The organism is Sediminicoccus sp. KRV36 (genome assembly GCF_023243115.1).
Classification (GTDB): Bacteria; Pseudomonadota; Alphaproteobacteria; order Acetobacterales; family Acetobacteraceae; genus Roseococcus.
The window spans coordinates 3,740,929-3,764,062 of sequence record NZ_CP085081.1 but is presented as its reverse complement, the minus strand read 5'-3'; the positions used below and the strand labels follow the sequence as shown (position 1 = coordinate 3,764,062).

29 protein-coding genes are annotated in these 23,134 nt (G+C 64.7%); all 29 read left to right on the top strand.

The genetic code is table 11. The features are described 5' to 3' along the window. Positions 1 to 69: 69 nt before the first annotated feature. Entirely contained in the window at positions 70 to 444 is a 375-nt protein-coding gene (rplL, locus tag LHU95_RS17825; RefSeq protein ID WP_248708298.1) for a 50S ribosomal protein L7/L12, read from the top strand. Between the two features lie 193 nt (positions 445 to 637). Then, positions 638 to 4,825: a DNA-directed RNA polymerase subunit beta gene (gene rpoB, locus LHU95_RS17820; RefSeq protein WP_248708297.1), complete on the top strand. Its 4,188-nt coding sequence runs from the start codon at positions 638 to 640 to the stop codon at positions 4,823 to 4,825. 94 nt (positions 4,826 to 4,919) lie between these two features. Beyond that, positions 4,920 to 9,101, top strand: a complete 4,182-nt coding sequence (rpoC, locus tag LHU95_RS17815; RefSeq protein WP_248708296.1) for a DNA-directed RNA polymerase subunit beta' — start codon at positions 4,920 to 4,922, stop codon at positions 9,099 to 9,101. Positions 9,102 to 9,394: 293 nt separating this feature from the next. Further along, positions 9,395 to 9,766, top strand: a complete 372-nt coding sequence (rpsL, locus tag LHU95_RS17810) for a 30S ribosomal protein S12 (RefSeq protein WP_131546751.1) — start codon at positions 9,395 to 9,397, stop codon at positions 9,764 to 9,766. 11 nt (positions 9,767 to 9,777) lie between these two features. After that, positions 9,778 to 10,254, top strand: coding sequence for a 30S ribosomal protein S7 (rpsG, locus tag LHU95_RS17805; RefSeq protein WP_248708295.1), 477 nt, complete (start codon positions 9,778 to 9,780; stop codon positions 10,252 to 10,254). A gap of 59 nt (positions 10,255 to 10,313) precedes the next feature. After that, entirely contained in the window at positions 10,314 to 11,501 is a 1,188-nt protein-coding gene (gene tuf / locus LHU95_RS17800; protein ID WP_248708294.1) for an elongation factor Tu, read from the top strand. A 13-nt stretch (positions 11,502 to 11,514) separates the two neighbouring features. Continuing rightward, on the top strand, positions 11,515 to 11,823 hold the full coding sequence (rpsJ, locus tag LHU95_RS17795) for a 30S ribosomal protein S10 (RefSeq protein ID WP_131550998.1): 309 nt from the start codon (positions 11,515 to 11,517) through the stop codon (positions 11,821 to 11,823). 10 nt (positions 11,824 to 11,833) lie between these two features. Continuing rightward, complete coding sequence (gene rplC, locus LHU95_RS17790) at positions 11,834 to 12,541, top strand: 50S ribosomal protein L3 (protein ID WP_248708293.1); 708 nt, start codon at positions 11,834 to 11,836, stop codon at positions 12,539 to 12,541. A 10-nt stretch (positions 12,542 to 12,551) separates the two neighbouring features. Beyond that, positions 12,552 to 13,172 (top strand): 50S ribosomal protein L4, encoded by a 621-nt coding sequence (gene rplD / locus LHU95_RS17785; RefSeq protein ID WP_248708292.1) that lies wholly within the window; start codon positions 12,552 to 12,554, stop codon positions 13,170 to 13,172. Between the two features lie 35 nt (positions 13,173 to 13,207). Further along, complete coding sequence (locus LHU95_RS17780) at positions 13,208 to 13,504, top strand: 50S ribosomal protein L23 (protein WP_248711585.1); 297 nt, start codon at positions 13,208 to 13,210, stop codon at positions 13,502 to 13,504. Positions 13,505 to 13,507: 3 nt separating this feature from the next. After that, a complete protein-coding gene (gene rplB, locus LHU95_RS17775; protein ID WP_248708291.1) occupies positions 13,508 to 14,344 on the top strand; it encodes a 50S ribosomal protein L2 in 837 nt (278 codons plus the stop codon). Positions 14,345 to 14,349: 5 nt separating this feature from the next. Next, positions 14,350 to 14,628: a 30S ribosomal protein S19 gene (gene rpsS / locus LHU95_RS17770; protein WP_248708290.1), complete on the top strand. Its 279-nt coding sequence runs from the start codon at positions 14,350 to 14,352 to the stop codon at positions 14,626 to 14,628. A gap of 3 nt (positions 14,629 to 14,631) precedes the next feature. Further along, a complete protein-coding gene (gene rplV, locus LHU95_RS17765) occupies positions 14,632 to 15,036 on the top strand; it encodes a 50S ribosomal protein L22 (protein ID WP_248708289.1) in 405 nt (134 codons plus the stop codon). 1 nt (position 15,037) lies between these two features. Next, complete coding sequence (gene rpsC, locus LHU95_RS17760) at positions 15,038 to 15,715, top strand: 30S ribosomal protein S3 (protein WP_248708288.1); 678 nt, start codon at positions 15,038 to 15,040, stop codon at positions 15,713 to 15,715. Positions 15,716 to 15,729: 14 nt separating this feature from the next. Further along, on the top strand, positions 15,730 to 16,152 hold the full coding sequence (gene rplP / locus LHU95_RS17755; RefSeq protein ID WP_248708287.1) for a 50S ribosomal protein L16: 423 nt from the start codon (positions 15,730 to 15,732) through the stop codon (positions 16,150 to 16,152). A 4-nt stretch (positions 16,153 to 16,156) separates the two neighbouring features. Then, on the top strand, positions 16,157 to 16,363 hold the full coding sequence (gene rpmC / locus LHU95_RS17750) for a 50S ribosomal protein L29 (RefSeq protein ID WP_248708286.1): 207 nt from the start codon (positions 16,157 to 16,159) through the stop codon (positions 16,361 to 16,363). A 14-nt stretch (positions 16,364 to 16,377) separates the two neighbouring features. Next, positions 16,378 to 16,638: a 30S ribosomal protein S17 gene (gene rpsQ, locus LHU95_RS17745; RefSeq protein ID WP_248708285.1), complete on the top strand. Its 261-nt coding sequence runs from the start codon at positions 16,378 to 16,380 to the stop codon at positions 16,636 to 16,638. Next, a complete protein-coding gene (rplN, locus tag LHU95_RS17740; protein ID WP_248708284.1) occupies positions 16,635 to 17,003 on the top strand; it encodes a 50S ribosomal protein L14 in 369 nt (122 codons plus the stop codon). Before rpsQ ends, rplN begins: the two co-directional genes overlap by 4 nt. Before the next feature lie 2 nt (positions 17,004 to 17,005). Continuing rightward, positions 17,006 to 17,326, top strand: coding sequence for a 50S ribosomal protein L24 (gene rplX, locus LHU95_RS17735; RefSeq protein WP_248708283.1), 321 nt, complete (start codon positions 17,006 to 17,008; stop codon positions 17,324 to 17,326). 179 nt (positions 17,327 to 17,505) lie between these two features. Continuing rightward, positions 17,506 to 18,018, top strand: coding sequence for a 50S ribosomal protein L5 (gene rplE, locus LHU95_RS17730; RefSeq protein ID WP_248711584.1), 513 nt, complete (start codon positions 17,506 to 17,508; stop codon positions 18,016 to 18,018). Between the two features lie 54 nt (positions 18,019 to 18,072). Further along, positions 18,073 to 18,378: a 30S ribosomal protein S14 gene (gene rpsN / locus LHU95_RS17725; RefSeq protein WP_248708282.1), complete on the top strand. Its 306-nt coding sequence runs from the start codon at positions 18,073 to 18,075 to the stop codon at positions 18,376 to 18,378. Between the two features lie 12 nt (positions 18,379 to 18,390). Then, positions 18,391 to 18,789: a 30S ribosomal protein S8 gene (gene rpsH / locus LHU95_RS17720; RefSeq protein ID WP_248708281.1), complete on the top strand. Its 399-nt coding sequence runs from the start codon at positions 18,391 to 18,393 to the stop codon at positions 18,787 to 18,789. A gap of 12 nt (positions 18,790 to 18,801) precedes the next feature. After that, complete coding sequence (gene rplF / locus LHU95_RS17715) at positions 18,802 to 19,335, top strand: 50S ribosomal protein L6 (protein ID WP_248708280.1); 534 nt, start codon at positions 18,802 to 18,804, stop codon at positions 19,333 to 19,335. Then, positions 19,335 to 19,697, top strand: coding sequence for a 50S ribosomal protein L18 (rplR, locus tag LHU95_RS17710; RefSeq protein WP_248708279.1), 363 nt, complete (start codon positions 19,335 to 19,337; stop codon positions 19,695 to 19,697). The genes rplF and rplR overlap by 1 nt, the downstream gene beginning before the upstream one ends. Positions 19,698 to 19,715: 18 nt before the next feature. Further along, a complete protein-coding gene (gene rpsE, locus LHU95_RS17705) occupies positions 19,716 to 20,348 on the top strand; it encodes a 30S ribosomal protein S5 (RefSeq protein ID WP_248708278.1) in 633 nt (210 codons plus the stop codon). Then, positions 20,341 to 20,526, top strand: coding sequence for a 50S ribosomal protein L30 (gene rpmD / locus LHU95_RS17700; RefSeq protein ID WP_248708277.1), 186 nt, complete (start codon positions 20,341 to 20,343; stop codon positions 20,524 to 20,526). Before rpsE ends, rpmD begins: the two co-directional genes overlap by 8 nt. 37 nt (positions 20,527 to 20,563) lie before the next feature. Then, positions 20,564 to 21,046, top strand: coding sequence for a 50S ribosomal protein L15 (rplO, locus tag LHU95_RS17695; RefSeq protein WP_248708276.1), 483 nt, complete (start codon positions 20,564 to 20,566; stop codon positions 21,044 to 21,046). A gap of 50 nt (positions 21,047 to 21,096) precedes the next feature. Further along, positions 21,097 to 22,452: a preprotein translocase subunit SecY gene (gene secY, locus LHU95_RS17690; RefSeq protein WP_248708275.1), complete on the top strand. Its 1,356-nt coding sequence runs from the start codon at positions 21,097 to 21,099 to the stop codon at positions 22,450 to 22,452. Positions 22,453 to 22,474: 22 nt separating this feature from the next. Continuing rightward, positions 22,475 to 23,128: an adenylate kinase gene (locus LHU95_RS17685; protein WP_248708274.1), complete on the top strand. Its 654-nt coding sequence runs from the start codon at positions 22,475 to 22,477 to the stop codon at positions 23,126 to 23,128. The last annotated feature ends 6 nt before the right edge of the window (positions 23,129 to 23,134 follow it).

The following is a 23,134-nucleotide window of genomic DNA, read 5'->3' as shown; positions in this document are numbered from 1 at the left end:
GGCCCTGCCGCGATGCCGCGGTGGGGTTGTCAAGCCACAGTCAAGCCATTAGTTAGAAGGAACACGAACATGGCCGAACTTGCAAAGCTCGTCGAAGAGCTCTCCGCATTGACCGTCCTGGAAGCCGCTGAGCTGTCCAAGATGCTCGAAGAGAAGTGGGGCGTCTCCGCCGCCGCGCCGGTGGCGGTTGCCGCTGCTGGCCCGGCCGCGGCTGCCGCGCCCGCCGAAGTGCAGACCGAGTTCACGGTGACCCTTGCCGCCGCTGGCGACAAGAAGATCAACGTGATCAAGGAGATCCGCACCATCACCGGCCTGGGCCTGAAGGAAGCCAAGGATCTGGTCGAGGGCGCGCCGAAGGTCGTCAAGGAGAATGTCTCCAAGGACGAAGCGGACAAGATCAAGAAGGTTCTGGAAGAAAACGGCGCGACCGTCGAAGTCAAGTAACGGTCGCCCTGATCACGCCGGGGCTCCGCGCCGGCGCGATCGGGATTGGTATCAAGTCGGGAGGGGCGGCAATCGGGCTCGATTGCCGTCCATCTCGCCGTTTTGGCGGCACGGTGCCGCTGGAATGCTTGCGGAGATGGTTTTGCCGGCCTTGGGATTTGCCCATGGGCCAGGATAAGGAAGCGGGACAGGCATGAACGCTATCAGCAAGTCGTTCACGGCGCGCAAGCGGATTCGCAAGAGCTTCGGCAGGCTGCCCGAGGTTGCGCCCATGCCCAACCTGATTGATGTGCAGCGTGCCTCCTATGCGTTCTTCCTGCAAATGGAAACGCATCCGGACAGCCGGACCAATACGGGCCTCCAGGAGGTCTTCAAGTCGGTCTTCCCGATCAATGATTTCGCGGGCCGCGGCCGGCTGGAATTCGTCCAGTACGAGCTGGAAGAGCCGAAATATGACGTGGAAGAGTGCATCGCGCGCGGCCTGACCTATGCGGCGCCCCTGAAGGTCAAGCTGCGCCTGATCGTCTGGGACCTCGATGAGGATACCGGCAGCCGTTCGGTGCGCGACATCAAGGAGCAGGATGTCTACATGGGCGACATGCCGCTCATGACCGACAACGGCACCTTCATCATCAACGGCACCGAGCGCGTCATCGTCTCCCAGATGCATCGCAGCCCCGGCGTCTTCTTCGACCATGACAAGGGCAAGACGCACAGCTCGGGCAAGTACCTGTTCGCCGCGCGCGTCATCCCCTATCGCGGCTCCTGGCTCGATTTCGAGTTCGACGCCAAGGACATCTGCTATGTCCGCATTGACCGCAAGCGCAAGCTGCCGGCCAGCACGCTGCTGCTGGCGCTGGATAGCGCCGCGACCGAGGCGAAGCGCGTCGAGCGCGCGGCCCAGGGCCTGGAAATGGAGCCCTCCGAAATTCGCGGCATGGATGCCGAGGAAGTGCTGGCCGCTTTCTACGGCCAGGTGGAATTCAAGCGCGGCCCCAAGGGCTGGTCGCGCGCCTTCGACCCCGAGAGCTTCCGCGGCATCAAGCTGTTCGAGGCGCTGATTGACGCCAAGACCGGCGCCGTCGTCGCCGAGAAGGACGTGAAGATGACGCCGCGCGCGGCGCGCAAGATCGTCGAGGCCGGCACGACCGAAGTGCTGGTCGGCCGCACCGATCTGCTTGGCCGTTTCGTCGCCGTGGACCTCGTCAACATGGAGACGGGCGAGATCTGGGCCGAAGCCGGCGAGGAGCTGACCGAAGCGAAATTGGCGGCCATCGAGGATGCCGGCATTGACGTGCTGCCGACCCTGGCGGTGGACCAGTCGGTCGGCCCCTGGATGCGCAACACGCTGGCGGTGGACAAGAACACCAATCGCGACGAAGCGCTGATGGACATCTACCGGGTGATGCGCCCGGGCGAACCGCCGACGCCGGAGACGGCCGAGGCGCTGTTCCGTGGCCTGTTCTTCGACGGTGACCGCTACGACCTTTCGGCCGTGGGCCGCGTGAAGATGAACATGCGCCTGGGCTTCTCGCTCGAGGAAGCGCCGGATCATCTGCGCACGCTGCGCAAGCAGGACATCGTCGCCACCATGCGCGTCCTGATGGACCTGAAGGATGGCCGCGGCTCGATCGACGACATCGACAATCTCGGCAATCGCCGCGTGCGTTCGGTGGGTGAGCTGATGGAGAATCAGTATCGCGTCGGCCTGCTGCGTATGGACCGCGCGATCAAGGAGCGCATGGGGGCCGTCGATATCGACACCGTCATGCCGCATGACCTGATCAACGCGAAGCCGGCCGCCGCCGCCGTGCGCGAGTTCTTCGGCTCCTCGCAGCTCAGCCAGTTCATGGACCAGACCAACCCGCTCTCGGAAGTGACGCATAAGCGCCGCCTCTCAGCGCTTGGCCCGGGCGGTCTGACGCGTGAGCGCGCCGGCTTCGAGGTGCGCGACGTGCACCCGACGCATTATGGCCGCATCTGCCCGATCGAGACGCCGGAAGGGCCGAATATCGGCCTGATCAACTCACTCGCCACCTTCGCGCGGGTGAACAAGTACGGCTTCATCGAGACGCCCTATCGCCTCGTGAAGGACGGCAAGATCACGGGTGAGCCGCGCTACCTCTCCGCCATGGAGGAGGAGAAGCTGGTCGTGGCGCAAGCCGATGCGCATGTGGATGCGGCGACGGGCGAGTTCCTGAGTGACCTCGTTTCGGTCCGCCAGGGCGGCGATTTCCGCCTGGTGAAGCCGGGCGAGGTGACGGCGATTGACGTCTCGCCGAAGCAGCTGGTGTCGGTGGCCGCGGCCCTCATTCCCTTCCTGGAGAATGATGACGCGAACCGCGCGCTGATGGGCTCCAACATGCAGCGCCAGGCGGTGCCCCTGATCCGCGCCGATGCGCCGCTGGTCGGCACCGGCATGGAAGCCGCCGTGGCCCGCGATTCGGGTGCGGCGATCTCCGCCCGCCGGGATGGCATCGTGGACCAGATTGACGGTGCCCGCATCGTGGTGCGCGCGACGAGCGATGATGGCCAGACCTCGGGCGTGGACATCTATCGCCTGCGGAAGTTCCAGCGCTCCAACCAGAGCACCTGCATCAACCAGCGCCCGCTGGTGAAGGTGGGTGACCGTGTGTCCGCCGGGGAGATCATCGCCGATGGTCCGAGCACGGAGCTGGGCGAGCTGGCGCTGGGCCGCAACGTCCTTTGCGCCTTCATGCCCTGGAACGGCTACAACTTCGAAGACTCCATCCTGATCAGCGAGCGCATCGCGCGCGATGACGTGTTCACCTCCATCCACATCGAAGAATTCGAGGTGATGGCGCGCGACACGAAGCTCGGCCAGGAGGAAATCAGCCGCGACATCCCCAATGTGGGTGAGGAAGCGCTGCGCAACCTGGATGAGGCGGGTATCGTCTATGTCGGCGCCGAAGTGCATCCGGGTGACATCCTGGTCGGCAAGGTGACGCCGAAGGGCGAGAGCCCGATGACGCCGGAAGAAAAGCTGCTGCGCGCCATCTTCGGCGAAAAGGCGTCCGATGTTCGCGACACCTCGCTGAAGCTGCCGCCGGGTGTTTCCGGCACCATCGTGGATGTGCGCGTCTTCTCCCGCCGCGGCGTGGACAAGGATGAGCGCGCCATGGCCATCGAGCGTTCGGAAATCGAACGCCTCGCCAAGGACCGCGATGATGAGCGCGCGATCCAGGAGCGCAGCTTCTACGGCCGGATGCGCGAGCGCCTGCTGAACCGCAAGGCTTCGGGCGGCTTCAAGGGTGTGAAGGCGGGGACGCCCATCACCGATGAGGTGCTGGACCAATTCGCGAAATCCACCTGGCGGCAGATCGCCGTTACGGATGACGCGGCGATGGTCGAGATCGAGGCGCTGAAGCGCGAATTCGACGCGGCGGTGGAGCGTTTGCAGAAGCGCTTCGAAAGCAAGGTCGAGAAGCTGCAGCGCGGCGATGAGCTGCCGCCGGGCGTCATGAAGATGGTCAAGGTCTTCGTCGCCGTGAAGCGCAAGCTCCAGCCCGGTGACAAGATGGCCGGCCGGCATGGCAACAAGGGCGTCGTCAGCCGCGTCGTGCCGATCGAGGACATGCCGTTCCTGGAGGATGGCACGCCGGTGGATCTCGTGCTGAACCCGCTGGGCGTGCCCTCGCGCATGAATGTCGGGCAGATCCTGGAAACCCATCTGGGTTGGGCCTGCGCCAATCTCGGCCGCGAGATCGGGCTGCTGGTGGAAGATTTCCGCCGCTCCTCGGCCGTGCGGGACGAGCTGCTGGACAAGCTCAAGGACATCTACGGCGACGAGGTGTTCGAGCGTGACATCCTGCCGATGAGCGAAGAGCAGCTGATGGAGCTCTCCGACAACCTCAAGAAGGGCATCCCCATCGCGACGCCGGTGTTCGATGGCGCGCGGATGAGCGATATCGAAGGCATGCTGACCAAGGCGGGTCTCGATACCTCCGGCCAGATGCAGTTGATTGACGGCCGCACGGGCGAGCTTTTTGAGCGCAAGGTGACGGTGGGCTACATCTACATGCTCAAGCTGCACCACCTGGTGGATGACAAGATCCACGCGCGCTCGATCGGCCCCTACTCGCTGGTCACGCAGCAGCCGCTGGGTGGCAAGGCGCAGTTCGGCGGCCAGCGCTTCGGCGAGATGGAGGTCTGGGCGCTGGAGGCTTACGGCGCTGCCTATACCTTGCAGGAAATGCTCACGGTGAAGTCGGATGACGTGTCCGGCCGCACCAAGGTCTATGAGGCGATCGTCCGCGATCAGGACAGCTTCGAGGCCGGTATCCCGGAGAGCTTCAACGTGCTGGTCAAGGAGCTGAAGAGCCTTGGCCTGAACGTGGATCTCGAGAATCGCGGCTCGTAAGCACGAGCGCTGGTTTGATACGCGGGGCGCCTGAGGCGTCCCGCGACTACCCCTTCAAGGCCCGTGCCGAGGTACGGGAAGAGAGCGAGGCGGCATGAACGAGCTGATGAAGATCCTGGGCCAAACCGGCCAGGCGATGACCTTTGACCAGATCAAGATCTCCATGGCATCGCCGGAGCAGATCCGCTCCTGGTCCTATGGCGAGATCAAGAAGCCCGAAACCATCAACTACCGGACCTTCAAGCCGGAGCGGGACGGGCTGTTCTGCGCCCGCATCTTCGGCCCGATCAAGGATTACGAGTGCCTCTGCGGCAAGTACAAGCGGATGAAGTTCCGCGGCATTGTCTGCGAGAAGTGCGGCGTGGAAGTGACGCTCGCCAAGGTCCGGCGCGAGCGCATGGGCCATATCGAGCTTGCCGCTCCCGTGGCGCATATCTGGTTCCTGAAGAGCCTGCCCAGCCGCGTCGGCCTCATGGTGGATATGAGCCTGAAGGAGCTGGAGAAGGTTCTGTATTTCGAGAGCTATGTGGTGCTCGAACCGGGCCTGACCGACCTCAAGCTACATTCGCTGCTGAACGAGGATCAGTTCGTCGCCAAGCAGGATGAGTTCGGCGAGGACGCCTTCCGTGTGGGCATCGGCGCCGAGGCGGTGAAGGAAATCCTGCATGGGATGGAGATGGCGAAGGACGCCGTCCGCCTGCGCGCCGAGCTGAAGGAGACGACCTCCGAAGCCAAGCGCAAGAAGCTGGTGAAGCGGCTGAAGCTGATCGAGGCTTTCTCCGAATCCGGCGCGCGTCCGGAATGGATGATCCTCGACGTGGTGCCGGTCATCCCGCCCGAGCTGCGCCCGCTGGTGCCGCTGGATGGTGGCCGCTTCGCGACCTCGGATCTGAATGACCTGTATCGCCGCGTCATCAACCGCAACAACCGCCTGAAGCGCCTGATCGAGCTGCGCGCGCCGGACATCATCGTGCGCAATGAGAAGCGCATGCTGCAGGAATCGGTGGATGCGCTGTTCGACAATGGCCGCCGCGGCCGCGCCATCACGGGTGCCAACAAGCGCCCGCTGAAGTCGCTCTCGGACATGCTGAAGGGCAAGCAGGGCCGCTTCCGGCAGAATCTGCTGGGCAAGCGCGTGGACTACTCGGGCCGTTCGGTCATCGTGGTGGGCCCGGAGTTGAAGCTGCACCAGTGCGGCCTGCCGAAGAAGATGGCGCTGGAGCTGTTCAAGCCCTTCATCTACTCGAAGCTCGAAAAATACGGCCACGCCAGCACCATCAAGCAGGCGAAGCGCATGGTGGAAAAGGAGCGTCCCGAGGTCTGGGACATCCTGGAAGAGGTGATCCGCGAGCACCCGGTTCTGCTGAACCGCGCCCCCACGCTGCACCGCCTGGGCATCCAGGCCTTCGAGCCCGTGCTGGTCGAGGGCAAGGCGATCCAGCTGCACCCGCTGGTCTGCACCGCCTTCAACGCGGATTTCGACGGCGACCAGATGGCCGTGCACGTCCCGCTGAGCCTTGAGGCCCAGCTGGAAGCGCGCGTGCTGATGATGTCCACCAACAACATCCTCAGCCCCGCCAACGGCAAGCCGATCATCGTGCCGAGCCAGGACATCGTGCTCGGCCTCTATTACCTCAGCCTCGACACGCCCGAATTCCGCGTGGCCGAGGACGACAAGGCGCCGCGCATCGGTGACATCGGTGAGATCGAGCACGCCCTCGAGGTGAAGGCGCTGACGATCCACACCAAGATCCTGACGCGCCGCGCCACGGTGGATGCCGATGGCAAGCCCGTGGTCGAGCGCGTGATCACGACGCCGGGGCGCATGCTGATGGGCGCTCTCCTGCCCAAGCACCCGGCGCTGCCCTTCTCCCTGATCAACCGGCTGCTGACCAAGAAGTCCATCTCGGACGTGATTGACGCCGTCTATCGTCACTGCGGCCAGAAGGAGAGCGTGATCTTCGCCGACCGCCTGATGGGCCTCGGCTTCAAGCACGCGGCCAAGGCCGGCATTTCCTTCGGCAAGAACGACATGATGATCCCGGCCGAAAAGGAGGGCTTCATCGCCTCCACCAAGGCCGAGGTGAAGGAGTTCGAGCAGCAGTATCTGGATGGCCTGATCACCTCGGGCGAGCGCTACAACAAGGTGGTGGACGCCTGGTCGCGCTGCACGGATGAAGTGGCCAAGGCCATGATGGCCGAGATTCAGAAGCAGGAGATCGGCAAGCCGACCAACTCCGTCTGGATGATGAGCCATTCCGGCGCGCGTGGGTCGCCGGCGCAGATGCGCCAGCTGGCCGGCATGCGCGGCCTGATGGCCAAGCCCTCGGGCGAGATCATCGAGCAGCCGATCATCTCGAACTTCAAGGAAGGCCTGACCGTGCTGGAGTATTTCAACTCCACCCACGGCGCCCGCAAGGGCCTGGCCGACACCGCGCTGAAGACGGCGAACTCCGGTTACTTGACGCGGCGTCTGGTGGACGTGGCGCAGGACTGCATCATCATGGAAGATGATTGCGGCACGGAGCGTGGCCTGAATGTCCGCGCCATCATGGATGGCGGCGATGTGGTGTCCTCGCTCAGCGAGCGCATCCTGGGCCGCACCACGCAGGAAGATGTGCTGGACCCGGCGACGGGTGAAGTCATCATCGCCAAGAACATGCTGGTCGAGGAGGCCGATGCCGAGGCGATCGAGAAGGCCGGTGTCGAGGGGGTGAAGATCCGCTCGGTGCTGACCTGCGAGTCGCTCCAGGGCGTTTGCGGCCATTGCTATGGCCGTGACCTGGCGCGCGGCACGCCGGTGAACATGGGTGAGGCCGTCGGCGTCATCGCGGCCCAGTCCATTGGCGAGCCTGGCACGCAGCTCACCATGCGCACCTTCCATATCGGTGGGGCCGCGCAGCGCGGTGCCGAGCAATCGGCGGTGGAAGCCACGGTGGATTCGACCGTGAAGCTGCACAACCTCTCGCTGGTCACGAACTCCTCCGGCGCACCCATCGTGATGAGCCGGAATTGCGAAGTGGGCCTGCTGGACGCCAATGGCCGCGAGCGCGCGCGGTTCCGCGTGCCCTATGGCGCCAAGATGATCATCACGGATGGTGCCAAGGTCGAGCGTGGCCAGAAGCTGGCCGAGTGGGACCCCTTCACCCTGCCGATCATCACGGAGCGCGAAGGCAAGGTCGAATACCAGGACCTGATCGAGGGCGTCACGCTGGTCGAGAAGACCGATGACGTGACCGGCCTGACCTCCAAGGTGGTGGTGGATTACAAGGCGACCGCGAAATCGGCCGATCTGCGTCCGCGCATCGTCATGAAGGATGCCCGCGGCGAGATCATGAAGCTGCCGAACGGGACCGAGGCGCGCTACTTCCTCAACCCCGATACGGTGCTGAGCGTGGATCATGGCGCGACCGTGGAAGCGGGCGACGTGGTGGCCCGCATGCCGCGCGAATCCTCCAAGACGCGTGACATCACCGGTGGTCTGCCCCGCGTGGCCGAGTTGTTCGAGGCCCGCCGTCCGAAGGATGCCGCGATCATCAGCGACATCGATGGCCGCGTGGAATTCGGCAAGGATTACAAGGCCAAGCGCCGCGTGATCGTCAAGAGCGAGCCGATGGGCGATGAGCCGCCGCTCGAGCGTGAATACCTCGTGCCGAAGGGCAAGCACGTCTCGGTGCAGGAAGGCGACTATGTGAAGGCCGGTGACCCGCTGGTGGACGGCCCGCGCGTGCCGCATGACATCCTGCGCGTGCTGGGTGTGGAGGCGCTCGCCAACTACCTGGTGAACGAGATCCAGGACGTCTATCGACTCCAGGGCGTGAAGATCAACGACAAGCACATCGAGGTGATCGTTCGCCAGATGCTGCAGAAGGTCGAGATCCTCGAGCCGGGCGACACCACCTACCTGATCGGCGAGCAGGTGGACCGCTTCGAGTTCGATGCGGAGAATGAGAAGCGCCTGCGTGTGGGCGAACGCCCTGCACGGGCGGAGCCGGTGCTCCAGGGCATCACCAAGGCTTCGCTGCAGACGCAGAGCTTCATCTCGGCGGCCTCCTTCCAGGAGACGACACGCGTGCTCACCGAGGCGGCCACGGCCGGCAAGGTGGATACGCTGGGCGGCCTGAAGGAGAACGTCATCGTGGGCCGCCTGATCCCGGCCGGCACGGGTTCCGTGATGAACCGCCTGAAGGTTCTGGCGGCGCGTCGGGACAGCGGGCGCCTGCCCGCCGTGCCCGCGCTGGCCGAGCCGGAGACGAGCCCCGCGGCCGCCGAATAGCGGCATGCGGAAATCCCTTGGCCCGTTAGGGCCAAGGGCGCCTCTTTGGAGGCGAATCGCTGCCCCCTCGCTTGACTCTGGGCGGGGGGGTGGTTAAGACGCGCAACTCGCCGGGACGTTTCGCAAGCTGCGTCCGGGTATGTTGGTTCAAACGCCTTGCTTCGGTCACCACTGCCGCGAATTGGCAGGTCAGGCCCGGGGTTGACGCGGTGGCCCGTTCGGAGCGCGAAAGCGCCCGTCGGGCCGTGTGTCGTTTGGTGAATGGGCCGAATAAACGATTACGAAGGGGCGTCATGCCGACGATCAACCAGCTCATCGCGCAAGGGCGCGAGCCGCGTCGCAGCCAGAACAAGGTTCCGGCTCTCGAAGGCTGCCCCCAGAAGCGTGGCGTGTGCACGCGCGTGTACACAACGACCCCGAAGAAGCCGAACTCGGCGCTTCGCAAGGTCGCCAAGGTGCGCCTCACCAACGGGTTTGAAGTGGTGAGCTACATCCCTGGCGAGGGGCACAACCTGCAGGAACACTCCGTGGTCCTGATCCGTGGCGGGCGCGTGAAGGATCTTCCGGGCGTGCGCTACCACATTCTGCGTGGCGTGCTCGATACGCAGGGCCTGCCGAAGCGGCGCAAGCGCCGTTCGCTCTACGGCGCCAAGCGGCCGAAGTGAGGAACTGAGAGATGTCACGTCGTCACCGCGCGGAAAAGCGCGAAGTTCTGCCGGACCCGAAGTTCGGCGATATCGTGCTGAGCCGCTTCATGAATGTGCTCATGTACGACGGCAAGAAGTCTGCCGCCGAGGGCATCGTCTATGCGGCGATGGACACGCTGAAGCGCAAGGGCGGCGCCAATGCCGATCCGCTGCGCCTCTTCCACGAGGCGCTGGACAATGTGAAGCCGGCCGTCGAGGTGCGCTCGCGCCGCGTCGGTGGCGCCACCTACCAGGTGCCCGTCGAGGTTCGCCCCGAGCGGCGCCAGGCGCTGGCCATTCGCTGGCTGATCGACGCCGCGCGGAAGCGTGGCGAGAGCACGATGGAAGAGCGGCTTTCCGCCGAGCTGATGGACGCGGTGAACAACCGCGGCACGGCCGTCAAGAAGCGCGAAGACACGCACCGGATGGCAGAGGCCAACAAGGCTTTCAGCCACTACCGTTGGTAAGAATTGTGGCGCCCGTGAGCGGGCGTGGATGACAACTTTTTCGGATCGGATGCACGACGATGGCCAAGGCGAAGTTTGAGCGGAACAAGCCGCACTGCAATATTGGGACGATCGGCCATGTTGATCATGGCAAGACGTCCCTGACGGCGGCGATCACGAAGGTGCTGGCGAAGTCTGGTGGTGCGTCGTTCACGGCGTATGACCAGATTGACAAGGCGCCTGAGGAGCGTGCGCGCGGGATCACGATCTCGACGGCGCATGTGGAGTATGAGACGGCGAACCGCCACTACGCGCATGTGGATTGCCCTGGCCACGCCGACTACGTGAAGAACATGATCACGGGTGCGGCGCAGATGGACGGCGCGATCCTGGTGTGCTCGGCCGCCGATGGCCCGATGCCGCAGACGCGCGAGCACATCCTGCTCGCCCGCCAGGTGGGCGTTCCCGCGCTGGTGGTGTTCCTGAACAAGATGGATCTGGCCGATCCTGATCTGGTCGAGCTGGTGGAGATGGAGCTGCGCGAGCTGCTCTCCTCCTACCAGTTCCCGGGCGATGACATCCCCATCATCAAGGGCTCGGCCGTGGCCGCGCTCGAAGACAAGACGCCCGAGATCGGCGAGAACGCCATTCTTGAGCTGATGGCGGCGGTGGACAGCTACATTCCGCAGCCCGAGCGCGCGATTGACCGCCCCTTCCTGATGCCGGTGGAGGACGTGTTCTCGATCTCCGGCCGCGGCACGGTGGTGACGGGCCGCGTGGAGCGTGGCGTGGTGAAGGTGGGCGAGGAAGTCGAGATCATCGGCCTGAAGGACACCGTGAAGACGGTGGTCACGGGTGTGGAGATGTTCCGCAAGCTGCTGGATAGCGGGCAGGCGGGCGACAATATCGGCGCGCTGCTGCGCGGCACGAAGCGTGAAGACGTGGAGCGCGGCCAGGTTCTGGCGGCTCCGGGTTCGATCAAGCCGCACTCGAAGTTCAAGGCCGAGGCGTATATCCTGACGAAGGAAGAGGGTGGCCGCCACACGCCGTTCTTCACGAATTACCGCCCGCAATTCTACTTCCGGACGACGGATGTGACGGGGATCGTGCAGCTTCCCGAGGGCGTTGAGATGGTGATGCCGGGCGATAATGTCTCGATGGATGTCGAGCTGATTGCGCCGATCGCGATGGATGAGGGGCTGCGCTTCGCCATCCGCGAGGGTGGCCGCACCGTGGGTGCGGGCGTCGTCGCCAGCATCTCGAAGTAAGCGGGCGCCCATTATGGACAGCCAGAATATCCGGATCCGCCTCAAGGCGTTCGACCACCGCGTGCTCGATGGCAGCACGCGCGAGATCGTGCAGACCGCGAAGCGGACCGGTGCGCGTGTGCGCGGGCCGATCCCGCTGCCGACGCAGATCGAGCGTTTCACGGTGAACCGCTCGCCCCACGTGGACAAGAAGAGCCGCGAGCAGTTCGAAATTCGGACGCATCGCCGGCTTCTCGACATTGTCGACCCCACGCCCCAGACGGTGGACGCGCTGATGAAGCTCGACCTGGCGTCCGGCGTGGACGTCGAGATCAAGATCTGAGGACGGAATCATGGCCACCCAGGTCCGGACGGGACTGATCGCGCGCAAGCTCGGCATGACTCGTCTTTTCAATGATGACGGCACGACCACACCGGTGACGGTGCTTCACCTCGATGCGGTTCGCGTCGTGGCGCAGCGCACGACCGAGAAGGATGGCTACACCGCCCTCCAGCTCGGCATCGGCACGGCGAAGCCGAAGAACGTGTCCAAGGCCAATCGCGGGCATTTCGCGAAGGCCGGCGTTGAGGCGCCGCTCAAGGTGACGGAATTCCGCGTGGATGCCGAGGCGCTGGTCGCCCCGGGGACCGTGCTGTCGGGGGCGCATTTCGTCACCGGGCAGAAAGTGGATGTGACCGGCACCTCCAAGGGCAAGGGCTTCGCCGGCGCCATGAAGCGCTGGAACTTCTCCGGTCTTGAAGCCTCGCACGGCGTCTCGATCAGCCACCGCTCGCACGGCTCCACCGGCAACCGCCAGGATCCGGGCAAGACCTTCAAGAACAAGAAGATGGCCGGTCATCTCGGCGTTGAGCGCATCACCACGCAGAACCTCGTGATCGCTGGTCACGATGCCGAGCGTGGGCTGCTGCTCATCAAGGGCTGCATTCCCGGTTCCGCTGGTGGCTATGTGCTGGTGCGGGATGCTGTGAAGCGCGCGCGCCCTGCCGATGCGCCGTTCCCCACGGCAGTTTCCGCCGCGCCGTCGCCGGCGACGGTCTGAGGTCAGGTCCATGCAAGTTTCTGTCATCACTCTGGACAATGCTCCGGCCGGCGAAGCCGACCTGCCGGATGAACTGTTCGCGACCGCGCCCCGCGCCGACATCATGGCCCGCGTGGTTCACTGGCAGTTGGCCAAGCGCCGCGCCGGGACCCACAAGGTCAAGGGCATGGGCGAGGTTTCGGGCACCACGAAGAAGCCCTACCGCCAGAAAGGCACGGGTTCCGCCCGTCAGGGTTCGCTTCGCGCGCCGCAGTTCCGCAAGGGGGGCATCGTGCATGGTCCCGTCGTGCGGGACCATGGCTACAGCCTGAACAAGAAGGTTCGCCGTCTCGGCCTGATTTCGGCACTCAGCCAGAAGGCCAAGGATGGCAAGCTGGTGGTGCTCGATGCCGCGACCGCGGACCAGGCCGCCAAGACCAGCACCATGGCCAAGCAGGTCAAGGCGCTCGGCTGGACCAAGGCGCTGGTGATCGATGCGGAGGTGAATGACCACTTCCTCCGCGTGCTGCGCAACATCCCGGGCATGGACGCGCTGCCGACGGCGGGCGCCAATGTCTATGACATTCTCAACCATGACGTTCTCGTGCTGACCCGCGCCGGCGTCGAAGCCCTGAAGGAGCGCCTGGCATGAGTGCGTCCATCAGCAAGCCGAAGGCGGCGCCGAAGATCAGCGCCGAGCGGATGTACCAGTGCATCCTCTCGCCCCTGGTGACCGAGAAGGCCACCATGATGAGCGAAAACGGCCAGTATGCGTTCCGCGTGGCGATTGACGCCTCGAAGCCTGAGATCAAGCAGGCGGTCGAGGGTCTCTTCGGCGTGAACGTGCTGGCGGTGAATACGCTGGTCATGAAGGGCAAGGCCAAGCGCTTCAAGGGCCGTCCTGGCCAGCGCTCGGATTGGAAGAAGGCGATGGTGCGCCTGGCCGATGGCCAGAGCATCGATCTGACCACGGGGCTCAGCTAAGCCATGGCGCTCAAGAATTATAACCCGACGACGCCGAGCCTTCGCGGCACGGTTCTCATCGACCGCTCCGGTCTGTGGAAGGGCAAGCCCGTCAAGGGGCTGACGGAAGGCAAGAGCCATTCCGGCGGCCGCAACAATCACGGCCGCATCACCGTGCGGTTCCGTGGGGGCGGTCACAAGCAGTCCTACCGCATCGTGGACTTCAAGCGCCGTGCCAATTGGGGCATGCCGGCGACGGTGGAGCGGATCGAGTATGATCCGAACCGCACCGCCTTCATCGCGCTGGTGAAGTACTCGAACAACGAGATCGCCTACATCATTGCGCCGCAGCGCATGAAGGTGGGCGACGTGGTGATCGCGGGCGACAAGGCCGATATCAAGCCGGGCAATGCGATGCCGCTCGGCGCGATCCCGGTCGGGACCGTGATCCACAATATCGAGCTGAAGCCGGGTGCCGGTGCAAAGGTCGCCCGTTCCGCCGGGACCTTCGCGCAGCTGGTCGGCAAGGATGCCGGGCTTGCGCAGGTGAAGCTGATGTCGGGCGAGGTGCGCACCGTGCGCAGCGAGTGCCTGGCCAGCATCGGCGCTGTGTCCAACGCGGACAACAGCAACCAGGATCTGGGCAAGGCTGGCCGCAGCCGCTGGATGGGGCGCAAGCCGCATAACCGCGGTGTGACCATGAACCCTGTCGATCACCCGCATGGTGGTGGTGAAGGCCGGACCTCCGGTGGCCGCCATCCGGTGACGCCGTGGGGCAAGCCGACCAAGGGTGCGAAGACGCGCAACAACAAGCGGACGGATCGCGATATCGTGCGCCGCCGCAACGCGACGAAGGGCTGATCGCGATGCCGCGCAGTGTATGGAAAGGGCCGTTCGTGGACGGCTATCTTCTCGCCAAGGCGGAGACCGCAAGGAACTCCACCCGCAACGAGCTCATCAAGACGTGGTCGCGCCGAAGCACGATCCTGCCGCAGTTCGTGGGCCTCACCTTTGGGGTCTACAACGGCAAGAAGTTTCTGCCGGTTCAGGTGTCTGAAAACATGGTTGGCCACAAGCTCGGCGAATTCTCGCCGACGCGGACCTTTGGTGGTCACTCGGCCGACAAGAAGGCGAAGCGGGGCTAAGCCATGAGCAAGCCGAAACATCCCCGCGGTCTCGCGGATTCCGAGGCGCAGGCCATCACGCACAACATCCGCGTGAGCCCGCTGAAGCTGAACTTGGTGGCCGCGATGATCCGTGGCGCCAAGGCGCAGGATGCCGTTGCCACGCTGACCTTCAGCAAGCGCCGCATCGCCCAGACGGTGAAGAAGACGCTGGAAAGCGCGATCGCCAACGCCGAGAACAACCACCAGCTGGACGTGGATCGTCTGGTGGTGGCCAAGGCGGAAGTCGGTCGCTCCATGGTCATGAAGCGCTTTGCCGCGCGTGGCCGTGGCAAGTCGTCGCGCATCGAGAAGTGGTTCAGCCATTTGAAGATTGTGGTCGCGGAACAGCAGGCGCCCGTGGCGTCGAGCGAAGCGAAGGCAGCGTAATATGGGTCACAAAGTCAATCCGATTGGCCTTCGCCTCGGCATCAACCGCACCTGGGACAGCCGCTGGTATGCGGGCCGGGATTATGCGCGGCTGCTGCATGACGACCTGAAGCTGCGCGAGACGCTGAAGGAGCGGCTGAAGTCCGCTGGCGTGTCGAAGGTGGTGGTGGAGCGTCCGGCGAAGAAGCCGCGCGTGACCATTCATGCCGCGCGCCCTGGCGTCGTCATCGGCAAGAAGGGCGCGGATATCGATACGCTGCGCAAGGAATTGTCCATCAAGGCCGGCGCCGAAGTCTCGCTGAACATCCTGGAGATCCGCAAGCCGGAGCTCGACAGTGTTCTCGTGGCCGAGAGCATCGCGCAGCAGCTGGAGCGCCGCGTGGCCTTCCGCCGTGCGATGAAGCGCGCCGTGCAATCCGCCATGCGCCTTGGCGCGCTGGGCATCCGGATCAACTGCTCCGGGCGTCTTGGCGGTGCCGAGATCGCGCGGATGGAGTGGTATCGCGAAGGTCGCGTGCCCCTGCACACGCTGCGCGCCGACATTGATTATGGCGTTGCGACGGCGAAGACGACTTATGGCACCTGCGGCGTAAAGGTGTGGATCTTCAAGGGCGAAATCATGGCCCATGATCCGAGTGCGCAGGATAAGCGCGCCCACGAACAAGCGCCCCAGCGGTAACCAGGTGAACTGAGATGTTGCAGCCGAAGCGAACCAAGTATCGGAAGGCCCATAAGGGCCGCATCAAGGGCGTCGCCAAGGGTGGCTTCACGCTCGCCTTTGGTGGATACGGCCTGAAGGCCCTCGAGCCGGAGCGCGTGACCGCGCGCCAGATCGAGGCCGCCCGCCGTGCCATCACGCGCGCCATGAAGCGCGCTGGCCGCGTGTGGATCCGGATTTTCCCGGATGTGCCCGTGTCCAGCAAGCCTGCCGAAGTCCGCATGGGTTCGGGCAAGGGTGCGCCCGAATTCTGGGTGGCGCGCGTCAAGCCTGGCCGCATCATGTTCGAGATTGATGGCGTGCCCCTGGATACGGCCAAGGAGGCGCTGCTGCTCGGCGCCGCCAAGCTGCCGATCCGCACGAAGATTGTTGCGCGCCTCGGCGCGACGGAGGCCTGAGGTCATGACCAAGATCGTGGACATCCGCACCAAGACTGCCGATGAGTTGGGCGGCCTGCTGCTCGACCTTCGGAAGGAGCAGTTCAATCTGCGTTTCCAGCGTGCCACCGGGCAGCTGGAAGCGACGGGCCGCATTCAGGCGGTGCGTCGTGATATCGCCCGTGTGAAAACCGTCCTGGTCGAGCGTTCGCGTTCGGCCGCCAAGGCATAGAGGAGACCACGGCCATGCCGAAGCGAGTCCTCACCGGGCGGGTTGTCAGCGACAAGATGGACAAGACGATCACCGTCTTGGTCGAACGTCGCGTGATGCATCCGCTCTACAAGAAGTTCATTCGCCGCTCGAAGAAGTATGCTGCGCATGACGAAACCAATCTGTGCAAGGAAGGCGACCTCGTTTCCATCGAGGAGTGCCCGCCGATCAGCAAGCGCAAGACCTGGACGGTGGTCGCTCGCAATGGCGCAGCCCTTGAAGGAGTTCCGGCATGATCGGAGTTGAAGCCAACCTCGACGTGGCCGACAACTCGGGCGCGCGTCGTGTGCAGTGCATCAAGGTGCTGGGTGGCTCGAAGCGCAGGTTCGCCTCGGTGGGTGACATCATCGTCGTCGCCGTGCAGGAAGCCATTCCCCGCGGCAAGGTGAAGAAGGGCTCGGTCGAGCGCGCGGTCATCGTGCGCACGGCTTATCCCGTCCGCCGTCCCGACGGTTCGGCGATCCGCTTTGACCGCAATGCGGCGGTGCTCATCAACAAGGCGGGCGAGCCGATCGGCACCCGCATTTTTGGGCCGGTGGTCCGCGAGCTGCGTGCGAAGAAGTTCATGAAGATCATCTCGCTGGCGCCGGAGGTCCTGTAATCATGGCGGCCAAGATCAAGAAGGGCGACCGGGTGCATGTGCTCGCCGGTCGTGACAAGGGCAAGCGCGGGGAAGTCCTCCGCGTGATGCCGACCGAGAACCGCGCTGTGGTTCAGGGCGTGAACCTGGTCAAGAAGCACACGAAGCAGACGCGCGTGGGCGAGGCCGGTGGCATCGTCTCGAAGGAGGCCACGATTGACCTCTCGAACCTCGCGCTGATTGACCCGAAGACGGACAAGCCCGCCCGCGTCGGCTTCCGCGTCCTTGAGGACGGGAAGAAGGTTCGCGTGGCCAAGGGCTCTGGTGAGGTGCTCGACGCATGAGCGGGACGAAAAAGGGCAACGCGCCCGGCAACAAGAACAAGCCGGCCAACAAGCCGGTTGCGAAGAAGGCCGATGCCCCCGAGGGCAGCAGCCGCCGCGCGGAGGCCGTTCCGGCCGCTGCCGGCCCGGCCGCCGCTTCGTGGTCTGAGCCCACGCGCCTTCAGGTTGCCTATGCCGAGGTGATCCGGGCGAAGCTTCAGGAGGAGTTCGGCTACACGAACCCGATGGAAGTGCCGAAACTCGACAAGATCGTGATCAACATGGGCGTCGGCGAAGCCGCCGGCGACCAGAAGAAGCTGGATGCGGCCGTCGCCGACCTCACGCTGATCGCCGGCCAGAAGCCGGTGCGCACGCGGGCGAAGAAGGCGATCGCGGGCTTCAAGATCCGCGAAGGCCAGGCGATCGGCTGCAAGGTCACGCTGCGCAAGGCGCGCATGTTCGAGTTCCTGGACCGCCTGGTGACGATCGCGCTGCCGCGCGTGCGTGACTTCCGCGGGATCCCGGGCAATCGTGGCTTCGATGGGCGGGGCAATTACGCGCTCGGCCTGAAGGAGCAGATCGTGTTCCCGGAGATCAACTACGACAAGGTTGATCAGGTGCGCGGCATGGACATCGTGTTCGTCACGACGGCGAAGACGGACAAGGAAGCCAAAGCTCTGCTGAAGGCTTTCGATCTCCCCTTCGTCAACTGAATCATTGGAAAACCGCCAGCTGAGGCTGGCAGGTTCCGGAGGACCACAGACCAAATGGCCAAGACCTCTTCAGTCCAGAAGAACAAGTATCGCGAGAAGCTGACAGCCCTGCACGCCAAGAAGCGTGCGAAGCTGAAAGCCGTCGTGATGGATCGCGAGACGCCGATCGAGGACCGCTTCGAGGCGAGCATCAAGCTCGCGGAGATGCCGCGCAATGGCGCGAAGGTTCGCGTTCGTCTGCGCTGCGAGTTGACCGGGCGTCCGCGCGGCAATTACCGGAAGTTCAAGCTTTGCCGCAACCAGCTGCGGGATCTGGCCAATAAGGGCCAGCTCCCCGGTGTGGTCAAGGCGAGCTGGTAAGGGGCCCGGCACATGTCCATGTCCGATCCGTTGGGTGACTTGCTCACCCGTATCCGCAATGCCCATGGCGCTCGCCAGACGCGCTGCGTTGCCCCGGCCTCGCGCCTCAAGACCGATGTGCTCGACGTGCTGAAGCGCGAGGGTTACATCCGCGCCTGGCGCGTGGAGGAGCTGCGCGCCGGGATCAGCCAGATCGAGATCGAGCTGAAGTATTCCGAGGGCGAGCCCGCCATCAAGGAAATCAAGCGCGTGTCCAAGCCTGGCCGCCGTGTCTACTCGAAGATCAAGGAGCTGCCGAAGTTCTACAGCGGCCTCGGGATTTCGATTTTGTCCACGCCGCGTGGCGTGATGAGTGATGCGGAGGCCCGCGCTGCCAATGTCGGCGGCGAAGTCCTTTGCCGCGTGTTCTGATAGGGGGCCGACATGTCTCGCGTTGGTAAATATCCGGTCCCCGTGCCCGCCGGCGTCCAGCTTTCGCTGGCCGGCCGCACGCTCGTGGCCAAGGGCAAGCTCGGTGAGCTGAAGCTCGATCTGACGGATGCGGTGGATCTCGACATCCGCGCCGATGAAGTTGCGGTTTCGCCCCGCGGCAAGGGGACGCGTGAGCGGACCCTCTGGGGGACGACGCGCAGCCTGGTGCAGGGCATGGTGCAGGGTGTCTCTGTGGGCTTCACCAAGTCCATGGAAATCACCGGCACCGGCTACAAGGCGGCCGTGGTCGGCAACGAGCTCGTGCTGAACCTGGGCTACAGCCACGAAATCCGCTATGCCGTGCCGGCTGGCATCAAGATCACCTGCGAACGTCCGACCGCGATCAAGGTCGAGGGGACGGACAAGCAGAAGGTCGGCCAGGTGGCGGCGGAAATCCGCGCCTATCGCGGCCCCGAGCCCTATAAGGGCAAGGGCGTCAAGTATGACAACGAAGTCATCCTCCGGAAGGAGGGGAAGAAGAAGTAATGGCCGACAAGATCGCATTGCGGGAGCGCCGTCGGGCGCGCCTGCGCTACCAGATCAAGGTCAAGGGCGCTGGGCGCCCGCGGCTTTCGGTGTTCCGCTCGGGGCGCCACATCTACGCCCAGGTCATTGACGACGTGGCGGGCAAGACCGTCGCAGCCGCCTCCACGCTGGAGAAGGATCTGCGCGGCAGCCTGAAGACGGGCGCCGACAAGGACGCGGCCGTCACGGTTGGCAAGCTGGTGGCCGAGCGTGCGCTCGCCGCCGGGGTTTCCGCGGTCGTCTTCGACCGTGGGCCCTTCCTGTATCATGGCCGCGTCAAGGCGCTGGCGGAGGCTGCCCGCGAGGGCGGCCTGTCCTTCTGAGCCGCGGGGAGATAAATTATGGCACGTGAACCGCGAAGCGGCGGCGAAGGCGAGAACCGGGGCCGTGGCCGTGGCCGCGACCGCGACCAGAACCGCAACCAGCCCGAGCGCGATCAGGGCGATGAGCTGCAGGACAAGCTGGTCACCATCAACCGCGTCGCCAAGGTGGTGAAGGGCGGCCGTCGGTTCAGCTTCGCTGCGCTGGTGGTGGTCGGTGACCAGAAGGGCCGCGTGGGTTGGGGCAGTGGCAAGGCGCGTGAAGTGCCGGAAGCCATCCGCAAGGCGACGGAGCGTGCCAAGAAGGGCATGATCCGCGTCCCGATGCGCGAGAGCCGCACGCTGCACCACGACGTGGTCGGTGAGTTCGGCGCCGGCAAGGTGATCCTGCGTTCGGCTCCGGCCGGCACGGGCATCATCGCGGGCGGCCCGATGCGCGCCGTCTTCGAGACGCTGGGCATGGGCGACGTCGTGGCCAAGTGCACCGGCTCGACCAATCCGCATAACATGGTGAAGGCGACCTTCGCCGCCCTCTCGCTGGCGACCAGCCCGCGCAGCGTGGCGAATCGCCGTGGCAAGAAGGTCGCTGACCTGATGGGTCCGCGCAAGGATGGCACGGCTGAGCCGGCGCCGGAGGCTGCTGCCAATGTCTGATAAGAAGACGGTTCGCGTGACGCAGATCGCGTCCGGCAATGGCAAGAAGCCGGGCCAGCAGGGTACGCTGGTCGGGCTCGGCCTGAACAAGATCAATCGCACGCGCGAGCTTGAGGACACGCCCGCGGTGCGCGGCATGATCCGCAAGGTGGCGCATCTCATCAAGGTGGAGGATTGATCGCGGCAACGCGGTCTCTCCTTCAAAGGATATGGTCATGAAGCTCAACGAATTGCGCGACAACGATGGCGCGCGGCCGAAGTTCAAGCGCATCGGTCGCGGCATCGGCTCCGGCAAGGGCAAGACGTCCGGCCGTGGCGTCAAGGGTCAGAAGGCCCGCACCGGCGTTTCGCTGAACGGGTTCGAAGGCGGCCAGCTGCCGATCTATCGCCGTCTGCCGAAGCGCGGGTTCAAGAATATCTTCCGCATCCAGTACGCCGCGCTGAACATCGGCACGCTGGACAAGGCGATCGAGGAGGGCAAGATCTCCGCCGATGCCGAGATCACCGAGATCGCCCTGCGCGATGCCGGGATCGTGCGCCAGAGCAAGAAGTTCGCCGGTGTGCGTCTGCTCGGCCGTGGCGAGATCAAGCGCGCGGTCAAGATCACCGTCTCCGGGGCTTCGGCCACGGCGATCGCGGCGGTCGAGGCGGCGGGCGGCACGGTGACGGTGCCTGTGGTGGAAGCCGCCGCGGAGTGATCCGGCGCTTCCAGTCGGGCGGCGTTTTCAACTTTCAGGGGGTTTAGCGCATGGCGTCGGCCACCGATCAGCTTGCGAGCAGCCTGAATTTCGGCGTGCTGTCCAAGGCGACCGAGCTCAAGAACCGCATCTGGTTCACGCTGGGTGCACTCATCGTCTATCGCATCGGCACCTATGTGCCGGTGCCTGGCGTTGATGCGGCGGTGATGGGTGAAATGCTGCGCCAGCATGGCGGCGGCATCCTGGGCATGTTCGACATGTTCACGGGGGGGGCGCTGGGCCGGATGACGGTGCTGGCCCTCAATATCATGCCCTATATCTCGGCTTCCATCATCGTGCAGCTGATGACGGCGGCGATTCCCTCCTGGGAAACGCTGAAGAAGGAAGGCGAGAGCGGTCGCAAGAAGCTCAACCAGTACACCCGCTACCTCACGCTGGTGATCGCCATCTTCCAGGCCTATGGCATTTCGGTGGGGCTTGAGGGGATTCGCGGCACGACGGGTTCCGCCGTGGCCGATCCGGGCATGGCGTTCCGCATCTCCTGCGTGATCACGCTGGTGGGCGGGACGATGTTCCTGATGTGGCTGGGTGAGCAGATTACCGCGCGCGGCGTGGGCAATGGCATCTCGCTCATCATCTTCGCGGGCATCGTGGCCAATCTGCCCTCGGCGCTGATCTCGACGCTGGAGCTGGGCCGGACCGGCGCGCTCTCCACCTTCTTCATCATCTTCTTCCTGCTGGCGGCGCTTGGCACCATCGGCCTCGTGGTCTTCGTGGAGCGCGCCCAACGGCGCATTCCGGTGCAGTACCCCAAGCGCCAGGTGGGCAACCGCATGTTTGGCGGCGAGAACACGCATCTGCCGCTGAAGCTGAACACAGCCGGCGTGATTCCGCCGATCTTCGCCTCCTCGTTGCTGTTGCTGCCGGCCACGGTTGCCGGCTTCAGCACGGACCGGACGGCCGAGACCTGGCTGCAGACGATGGCGAACATGCTGGCACATGGCCAGCCCCTTTATATGGGGCTCTACATGGCGTTGATCATCTTCTTCGCCTTCTTCTACACCGCCGTGGTCTTCAACCCGACCGAGACGGCCGACAACCTGAAGAAGTATGGCGGCTTCGTGCCGGGTATCCGTCCCGGCCAGCATACCTCGGACTATCTGGATCGCGTGTTGACGCGGCTGACGGTGGTGGGTGCGGTCTATCTCTGCGTCGTCTGCATCATCCCCGAGATCCTGATCTCGAATTACGGGGTTCCCTTCTACTTCGGCGGCACGTCGCTGCTGATCATCGTGACGGTGACGATGGATACTGTGGCGCAGGTGCAATCGCATCTCTTTGCCCACCAGTATGAGGGTCTGATCAAAAAGGCCCGTCTGGGCGGACGCGGCCCAAGGCCGCGTTGATAGGGGCAGGGGAGGATAAACGATGAATCTGATACTTCTTGGTCCCCCCGGCGCGGGCAAGGGCACGCAGGCGAAGATCCTGGAGCAGAGCTTCGGCCTGGTGCAGGTCTCCACGGGCGACATGCTGCGCGCCGAGGTGAAGTCAGGCTCCGCCATCGGGCTTGAGGCCAAGGCCATCATGGAACGCGGCGCCCTGGTGCCGGATTCCATCATCACGGCGATGATCGCCGCACGGGTGAAGCAGCCTGACGCGGCCCGCGGCTTCATCCTGGATGGCTTCCCGCGCACGGCGCCGCAGGCCGAGGCGCTGGATGCGATGCTGCGCGAGAATGGCATGGTCCTGGACCATGTGATCGAGCTGAAGGTGGATGACGCGGCGCTGGTGGACCGCATCTCCGGCCGCTACACCTGCGGCAGCTGCGGCGAGGGCTACCACGATCATTTCAAGCAGCCGAAGGTCTCGGGCGTCTGTGATGTGTGCGGCGGGACCGAATTCACCCGCCGCGCCGACGACAAGGCGGAGACGGTCGGCGCGCGCCTGGCGGCTTATCACAGCCAGACCGCGCCGTTGCTTCCCTACTATGCCGCGCAGGGCAAGCTGCGCAGCGTGGATGGCATGGCGGACATGTCCGCCGTGACCATCGAATTGACGAGGATTCTCGCGCCGGCCGCTTGACGCGGG

Excerpts from the sequence above, each read along its gene's own strand:
- rplL (WP_248708298.1), top strand. The coding sequence starts at position 70 with ATGGCCGAACTTGCAAAGCTCGTCGAAGAGCTCTCCGCATTGACCGTC.
- rpoB (WP_248708297.1), top strand. The coding sequence starts at position 638 with ATGAACGCTATCAGCAAGTCGTTCACGGCGCGCAAGCGGATTCGCAAG.
- rpoC (WP_248708296.1), top strand. The coding sequence starts at position 4,920 with ATGAACGAGCTGATGAAGATCCTGGGCCAAACCGGCCAGGCGATGACC.
- rpsL (WP_131546751.1), top strand. The coding sequence starts at position 9,395 with ATGCCGACGATCAACCAGCTCATCGCGCAAGGGCGCGAGCCGCGTCGC.
- rpsG (WP_248708295.1), top strand. The coding sequence starts at position 9,778 with ATGTCACGTCGTCACCGCGCGGAAAAGCGCGAAGTTCTGCCGGACCCG.
- tuf (WP_248708294.1), top strand. The coding sequence starts at position 10,314 with ATGGCCAAGGCGAAGTTTGAGCGGAACAAGCCGCACTGCAATATTGGG.
- rpsJ (WP_131550998.1), top strand. The coding sequence starts at position 11,515 with ATGGACAGCCAGAATATCCGGATCCGCCTCAAGGCGTTCGACCACCGC.
- rplC (WP_248708293.1), top strand. The coding sequence starts at position 11,834 with ATGGCCACCCAGGTCCGGACGGGACTGATCGCGCGCAAGCTCGGCATG.
- rplD (WP_248708292.1), top strand. The coding sequence starts at position 12,552 with ATGCAAGTTTCTGTCATCACTCTGGACAATGCTCCGGCCGGCGAAGCC.
- rplB (WP_248708291.1), top strand. The coding sequence starts at position 13,508 with ATGGCGCTCAAGAATTATAACCCGACGACGCCGAGCCTTCGCGGCACG.
- rpsS (WP_248708290.1), top strand. The coding sequence starts at position 14,350 with ATGCCGCGCAGTGTATGGAAAGGGCCGTTCGTGGACGGCTATCTTCTC.
- rplV (WP_248708289.1), top strand. The coding sequence starts at position 14,632 with ATGAGCAAGCCGAAACATCCCCGCGGTCTCGCGGATTCCGAGGCGCAG.
- rpsC (WP_248708288.1), top strand. The coding sequence starts at position 15,038 with ATGGGTCACAAAGTCAATCCGATTGGCCTTCGCCTCGGCATCAACCGC.
- rplP (WP_248708287.1), top strand. The coding sequence starts at position 15,730 with ATGTTGCAGCCGAAGCGAACCAAGTATCGGAAGGCCCATAAGGGCCGC.
- rpmC (WP_248708286.1), top strand. The coding sequence starts at position 16,157 with ATGACCAAGATCGTGGACATCCGCACCAAGACTGCCGATGAGTTGGGC.
- rpsQ (WP_248708285.1), top strand. The coding sequence starts at position 16,378 with ATGCCGAAGCGAGTCCTCACCGGGCGGGTTGTCAGCGACAAGATGGAC.
- rplN (WP_248708284.1), top strand. The coding sequence starts at position 16,635 with ATGATCGGAGTTGAAGCCAACCTCGACGTGGCCGACAACTCGGGCGCG.
- rplX (WP_248708283.1), top strand. The coding sequence starts at position 17,006 with ATGGCGGCCAAGATCAAGAAGGGCGACCGGGTGCATGTGCTCGCCGGT.
- rpsN (WP_248708282.1), top strand. The coding sequence starts at position 18,073 with ATGGCCAAGACCTCTTCAGTCCAGAAGAACAAGTATCGCGAGAAGCTG.
- rpsH (WP_248708281.1), top strand. The coding sequence starts at position 18,391 with ATGTCCATGTCCGATCCGTTGGGTGACTTGCTCACCCGTATCCGCAAT.
- rplF (WP_248708280.1), top strand. The coding sequence starts at position 18,802 with ATGTCTCGCGTTGGTAAATATCCGGTCCCCGTGCCCGCCGGCGTCCAG.
- rplR (WP_248708279.1), top strand. The coding sequence starts at position 19,335 with ATGGCCGACAAGATCGCATTGCGGGAGCGCCGTCGGGCGCGCCTGCGC.
- rpsE (WP_248708278.1), top strand. The coding sequence starts at position 19,716 with ATGGCACGTGAACCGCGAAGCGGCGGCGAAGGCGAGAACCGGGGCCGT.
- rpmD (WP_248708277.1), top strand. The coding sequence starts at position 20,341 with ATGTCTGATAAGAAGACGGTTCGCGTGACGCAGATCGCGTCCGGCAAT.
- rplO (WP_248708276.1), top strand. The coding sequence starts at position 20,564 with ATGAAGCTCAACGAATTGCGCGACAACGATGGCGCGCGGCCGAAGTTC.
- secY (WP_248708275.1), top strand. The coding sequence starts at position 21,097 with ATGGCGTCGGCCACCGATCAGCTTGCGAGCAGCCTGAATTTCGGCGTG.
- LHU95_RS17685 (WP_248708274.1), top strand. The coding sequence starts at position 22,475 with ATGAATCTGATACTTCTTGGTCCCCCCGGCGCGGGCAAGGGCACGCAG.